Source organism: Clavibacter sp. (genome assembly GCF_014802555.1).
In the GTDB taxonomy this organism is placed as follows: Bacteria; Actinomycetota; Actinomycetes; order Actinomycetales; family Microbacteriaceae; genus Clavibacter; species Clavibacter sepedonicus.
Genome location: NZ_JAAVCB010000114.1, coordinates 1 through 5,823, shown reverse-complemented (window position 1 = coordinate 5,823; position 5,823 = coordinate 1). Strand labels below are relative to the sequence as shown.

Here is a 5,823-nt window from a genome sequence, read left to right as displayed (position 1 = left end):
GGGGGGCGGCGAGCGGCGGCTGGCGCCGCCTCTCGGCGAGCCCGCTGGCGCGGTCCCTCGCACCGCTGGCGCGGTGCCCTGGTGGTGCTGTCGTTCTGCCCGGCCGGTGTTCGAGGTGTCGGTGCGGGCTGTTCGGGTTCGGGTGTCGGTGCTGTGCGTGGTGGCGACACGCTGGCGCGGTCGCGGCGGGTCGGCCGCGCTCGCTCGGCGCTGTGCGCCCGTTCGGGAGGGGGAGGGTGCTCCTGGTGGTCGGGAGGGCCTACAGGCGCGTCCTGGCGCGGCTGGGGCCGTTCTCGGGCGGGGTGTGGGGGTGGGTGGTGGTCATGCAGGTGGTCGGGTCACAGGCGGCATGGACGAGGGGGGGTACGTGACGGGCTTGCCGGGATCGGCTGCCGGCCGACGGGCGGGGTGAGCTCGAGGAGCGGATCCGGGCCAGGGCTCCCCCGGTAACCGACTCCCCACCGCTCCGACCCGAATAGGCATTTGCTTGCCCGTAGCAAGCTTTGAGATTGCAGGCAGCAATACGTCAGACAGCCGACAGCTTGCACACTACGAGTCGAGTGGTCCTCCACCCTGAGGTGCTTGCTCAGAGCTTGCTGCTAACTTGCTGCTGGCAATACGACAGCAATACGGGAGCAAGTACCTGTCGGCTCCCGCAGCCTTGCCCCCGCCGCCGGCGCCCGCTACCGTGATCGGACAGGGACCGCCTCGACCTTCCCCGGCTTGCCGGGAACGGAGCTCGGCTCCAGGGGCAACTACGCGCCCGGCTCACGCCGGGCGCGTAGCTCGTTCACCCCCAGGACCCGGCGCCCCAGCAGCCCGCTCGAGCGACAGGACGCCTCCCAGCACCTCGCGGCGCCACCGGCCGACGCCGCGCGACCACCCTCACCGACCGCCAGCGCCAACGCCGCCTGCGCCACGACCACGGCCCCAGACGGCCTCAGGTACCCGCACACCGCCGAACGGCGCCCACAGCCCCGCCCACGGCCCGCACAGCACCAGATCCACCACCCCGCACACACACCCCGCTCGACCACGGCGAGCGCCCGACACCCTCCACGACGTCGCGCACGCTCCCCCGGCCCTCGTGTCCCTCGAGCAGCCCCTCGAGGGACGCGAGCGCTCGGCGCCGCACCGCAGCGGCCGACGTCGACGCACAACGGCAGCCACGCACCAGCACCGCGCACGACGTCGACGAGCTCCACACGACCACCCCGCGGCGAGCGCCGACCCCGCGATCACCCCGCCTCGCCGCCGGCCGGCGGCCCCACGGCGCCCGCACGGCGCCCGCGACGTCGCCTCGACGCACAGGACAGCCGGCCAGCGCGCGCACCCGGCGAGCACCGCACCCGACCACGCCACGGCGCACGACGTCGCGCGCGACGACGAGCAGCGTCAGCCGCGTCCTCGCCGGCGGCCCCGGCGGCCGCGCCGCGGCCGGCGCCGCGGCTCGACGTCGACGAGCTCCACCCGGTACGTCCACCGCACGGCACCACGCCTCGATCGGCGCCCGACACTCGCACCACGACGCCCACGAGCTCACCGCCCACCCCGCTGGACCACGGCGAGCGCCCGACACCCTCCACGACGTCGCGCACTCCCCCGCCCACCCCGCGCACAGCTGCCACGACCTGCAGGGCACCCGGACGCCGGCCACACCTCGAGCAGCGCGAGCCCCCGGCGGCGTGCCAGGCCGCACGACGACGCGCAGCGGCAGCCGGAACCGCGGCTCGACATCGACGAGCTCCACGAGCCCCCCGGCGAGCGCCGAACCCGCGATCACCCCGCGTCGACGACGGCCGGCGGACCCGCACCGGCCCCCGGCCCAAGTCCCGTGGACAACCCGCAGCGCCAGTAGATGTACGCACCCGGTACCCCGGCAAGAACACACGGAACCCCTGGTCACGGCAGTGGGCCACCACGAGGAGCGCTAGTAAATGTACGCACGCCCCGCCCCGCTGGAGCAGCTGCAGCGCGGCGCGCACCCGGCGAGCGCCGTGCACCGCGCACGACGTCGACGAGCCCACCCGGCGCCGCACGGCCACCCCGCGGCGCCCTCGACCAGCGGATCCGCAGCGAGCTCCTGACGCCCCCACCCGCGACGTCGCGTCGCGGAGCGAGCCACCAGCCTCGGTGCGCGCCCGCGACCACACCGGCGCCCCACCGGCAGCACCACGGCGAGCGCCCCGCACCCTCCACGACGTCGCGCACACTCCCCCAGGCCCTCCGAACCTCCAGCACCCCCCTCGAGGGGCCCGAGAGCCCGGCACCGCACCACAGCGCACGACGTCGACGCGCAGCTACCACCGCGCCCCGCGCCCGCGGCGAGCGCCCGGCACCGCGCACGACGTCGACGCGCTCCACGAAACCACCCCCGGCGAGCGCCGCACCCGCGATCACCCCGCATCGACGACAGCCAGCGGATCCACGCGGGCACCCGGCGAGCGCCGCACCCCGACCACCCGCCTCGAGCACGCACGCGCTCTTCCCCGACGCCGCCGAGCTCCACGCCGGCTCGCATAGGCCCGCGGCGAGCGCCGTGCACCATCCGCACCCGGCGGTCGACGTCGGCCGCAGCGCCCCCGCGAAGCGCGACAGATGACACACACCCGCCCGGACGGCGATCGCGCCGCAGAACTGGTCGCAGAACACGCAGAAGCCCCGATCAGACCAGTGGGCCACCACGAGGGGCGCGACAAGATACACACGCCCCCGTGGGCCCGATCGCGCAGCTGCAGCACCCCCACCCCGGCACCGGCACGACCACGGCGAGCACCGCCCCACGTCCACGCCCCTCGAGCAGGCCCTCGAGCAGCGCAGGCCCCCGGCGCCGCACCAGGTCGCGCGACGTCGCGCACGACGTCGACGCGCAGCTGCAGCAGCGTCACGACGTCCGCGACGGCGGTCCCACGGCGGCCGGCGCCGCGGCTCGACGTCGACGAGCTCCCCAGCACGCCACAGGGCGGCCCGCGGCGAGCGCCTCCCCCGCGACCCCCTCGTCGACGACGGCCGGCGGGTCCGCCGCGAGTGCCCGCGCACGGCCTCCTCGGCCGAGCCGCAGCGCGACAAGTGATACGCACCCCGAGCCCTGCCGACAGCACGCACAGCACCGCCCCAGAGCGCACCAGCTCCCCGATCCGACCAGTGGGTCATCACGGGGAGCGCGAGTAAATGTACGCACGCCCCGCCCCGCTCGAGCAGCTGCACGCGCACCGCGCACGACGCCGACGCGCAGCTGCAGCAGCGTCACGACGTCCACGCCGGCCGCCCCCACGGCGGCCGGCGCCGCGGCCCGACGTCGACGAGCTCACCCAGCACGCCACACGGCGGCCCGACGGCGAGCGCCCCTCGTCGCCGACGACCGGCGGATCCGAGCGGGCACCCGGTCCGAGCCCCGTGGACGGCCCGCAGCGCCAGTAGATGTACGCACCCGGCGCCGAGCTCGAGCAGCTGCACCCCGCCCGGCCGCAGAGCGCGGCCGCCGGCACCGCCCCGGCGCGACCGCGGCAGCCACGCGGCGAGGATCCGGTGCCCGAGACGTCGCCTCGACGCGCAGGGACCACCCACCAGCGCGCGCACCCGGCGAGCGCCGCACCCCGACCACCGCCTCGAGCACGCACCCGCCCCTCCCCGGACGCCTGGCCACGGCCATCGGATCCGCGGCGTGCGCGGGTCCCCGCCGCCGAGCTCCACGCCGGCCTCGCCCGGGCCCCACGTCCCGGCACGCCTCCGAGCTCAGCACCCCGCCCCTCGGCGAGCGCCACGTCGACGCCGGGGTGCGCTCGTCACCGCCGGCAGCCGCCGGGATCCCGCGCACAGCCGACACGACCCCCCGACACCACCTCGGCGAGCGCCCCTCCCCGCCACCCGCACGCCCGCCCGCGCGCGCACCGCCCCGTACCGCCTGCAGCCGGCCCACCTCGTCGACCAGGAGCCCGGCGAGCGCCAGCCCCTTACCCGCACCCCCGGCGTCGACGACTAGGCCGAGGACGACGACCGGCACCGCCCCAGACGTGCCGGGATCCCGCACGACACCGACACCGACACCGACCGGCCGGGCGCGCCCGAGCGCAGGACATCGACAGCCGCACCGCACGGCCACCCCGCGGCGAGCGCTACCCCGCCTCGCCGACGGCCAGCGGCATCCTGCGTCGACCGCGGCGAGCGCCCGGCACGAGGAACCGCGCGCACCGACGCCCCCGCGGATCCCGAGCACCACCCGCGATCTCGACACACCGAGGACGACGACCAGACGACGTCGACCAGCCCCGCGACCGCCCACGCCGCCCGCACCGCGGCCGACGTCGACCACGCACTCCCGCTCCCCCGCACCACGCCGACGCCCGCCGGGATCCCGCACCGGCCCGCCGCGCGCACGACCACTCGGCCAGCGCCCGACGGCCTCGGCGAGCGCCGAACACCCGCCAGCACCCCACACAGCCCCACCACGACCCCGGTCTCCTCCGGCAGACGCCGACCACGCGAACCCGCACCCGACGACCACCCGGCGAGCACCGGCAACCCGGCAGCGGGCCCTCGCCGCACGCACGCCGCGGCCGCAGCGTGCGCACCTGGTCGAGGAACCGGTCGCCGGTCCCCACCCCGGCAGGGGCACGTGCCAGGCTCACCCCATGACGATGCGAATCAGCGTGGACCTGGAGAACATGACCTACGGCGAGCTCATCGAGTTCGCTCTCGCCGCCCGCGCAAGCGGCGTGGACCCCGCCACCCCCGTCACGCAGGTCCCCGCCGCCCAGGACGAGGACCTGATCGTCCGCTTCGAGATCGAGGTCGACAGCCTCACCGGCGAGGACTTCATCGAGATCTCTCCCACGGACGCCCGTCACTACGCCGGGATCATCGACAGCGTCCTCGACAACGACGGCGACGCCCGCGCCGAGCAGGGCGCCCTCACGAACCTCCGCGACGTGCTCCAGGGCCGCCCCGCCTGACCCCAGCCCGCACCAACCCCGGCGAGCGCCGGACCCTCAACACCAGCATCCCGCGCACGCCCACCCCGACGAGCGCCCGAGACCCGCGGCGAGCGCCGAACACCCGCCAGCACCCCGCACAGCCCCACCACGACCCTGATCCTGGCCACGACCCGACGCCGGAGCTACCCTCACCGCATGACCGACAACCCGGACACCCCCACCGAGGCCACCGACGCCGAGGCCGCGGCCGCCGCGCACGAGGCCCGGGCTGTCGAGAGCCTCGCGTTCGCCGACGCCGCGCTCGCCCTCGGCGGCCACCAGGTCACCGACCCCGTCCTCCTCGACATCACCGACCGCGCCGCGCGCGAGGAGATCACCGCCGAGGACGCCATCACCCAGATCCGCCGACACGTCCAACGCTGACACCGCGAGGACCCACCATGACCGACCCCGATACCCCGACCGATGCCCAGGTTCAGGAGCGCCTCGCGTTCGCGACGGCCGGCCTCGCGCTCGGCGGGCACGAGATCACCGACCCCGTCCTCCTCGACATCCTCGAACGCGCCGCCCAGCATCAGATCACCAGCGACGAGGCCATCGCCCAGATCCGGGCACACATCCAAGGCTGAACCGAACCGCACCGCTCGCCGGGCGGCCCCTCGTGCAGCGGCGATCAGGTGCCGCTGCCGCCACGAACAGCACTGGTCTGACCATTGTGTCGAGCGCCCCGTCCCGCGAACGTCCGGCATTCCGACCGTTCCGCCGGCGGCACCCCAGCCCGACGCACGCTTCACGAACCCTCGTCTCGCGTGCTCTTGCGACCTATGCTGTGGGCATGGGGCACATTCCAGTAGCTGTACCGAGATTTTGGTGGCGCGCGGATGCGGCT

The 5,823-nt window shown here is 75.7% G+C and carries 4 protein-coding genes; all 4 read left to right on the top strand.

The window, feature by feature from the left end; translation table 11 throughout:
* Positions 1 to 1,937 precede the first annotated feature (1,937 nt).
* The 4 genes from HDR73_RS12390 (at position 1,938) to HDR73_RS12375 (ending at position 5,563) form a co-directional block, all read left to right on the top strand.
* Complete coding sequence (locus HDR73_RS12390; RefSeq protein ID WP_158309458.1) at positions 1,938 to 2,087, top strand: hypothetical protein; 150 nt, start codon at positions 1,938 to 1,940, stop codon at positions 2,085 to 2,087.
* A 2,544-nt stretch (positions 2,088 to 4,631) separates the two neighbouring features.
* The gene (locus tag HDR73_RS12385) at positions 4,632 to 4,952 is read left to right on the top strand and encodes a hypothetical protein (protein ID WP_012300319.1); all 321 of its coding nucleotides are present in this window, start codon (positions 4,632 to 4,634) and stop codon (positions 4,950 to 4,952) included.
* A gap of 177 nt (positions 4,953 to 5,129) precedes the next feature.
* A complete protein-coding gene (locus HDR73_RS12380) occupies positions 5,130 to 5,357 on the top strand; it encodes a hypothetical protein (protein WP_012300320.1) in 228 nt (75 codons plus the stop codon).
* Positions 5,358 to 5,374: 17 nt separating this feature from the next.
* On the top strand, positions 5,375 to 5,563 hold the full coding sequence (locus HDR73_RS12375) for an antitoxin VbhA family protein (RefSeq protein ID WP_012300321.1): 189 nt from the start codon (positions 5,375 to 5,377) through the stop codon (positions 5,561 to 5,563).
* The last annotated feature ends 260 nt before the right edge of the window (positions 5,564 to 5,823 follow it).

What these genes read in the sequence shown, in the direction of transcription:
- HDR73_RS12390 (WP_158309458.1), top strand. Translation starts at nt 1,938, where the DNA reads ATGTACGCACGCCCCGCCCCGCTGGAGCAGCTGCAGCGCGGCGCGCAC.
- HDR73_RS12380 (WP_012300320.1), top strand. Translation starts at nt 5,130, where the DNA reads ATGACCGACAACCCGGACACCCCCACCGAGGCCACCGACGCCGAGGCC.
- HDR73_RS12375 (WP_012300321.1), top strand. Translation starts at nt 5,375, where the DNA reads ATGACCGACCCCGATACCCCGACCGATGCCCAGGTTCAGGAGCGCCTC.
- HDR73_RS12385 (WP_012300319.1), top strand. Translation starts at nt 4,632, where the DNA reads ATGACGATGCGAATCAGCGTGGACCTGGAGAACATGACCTACGGCGAG.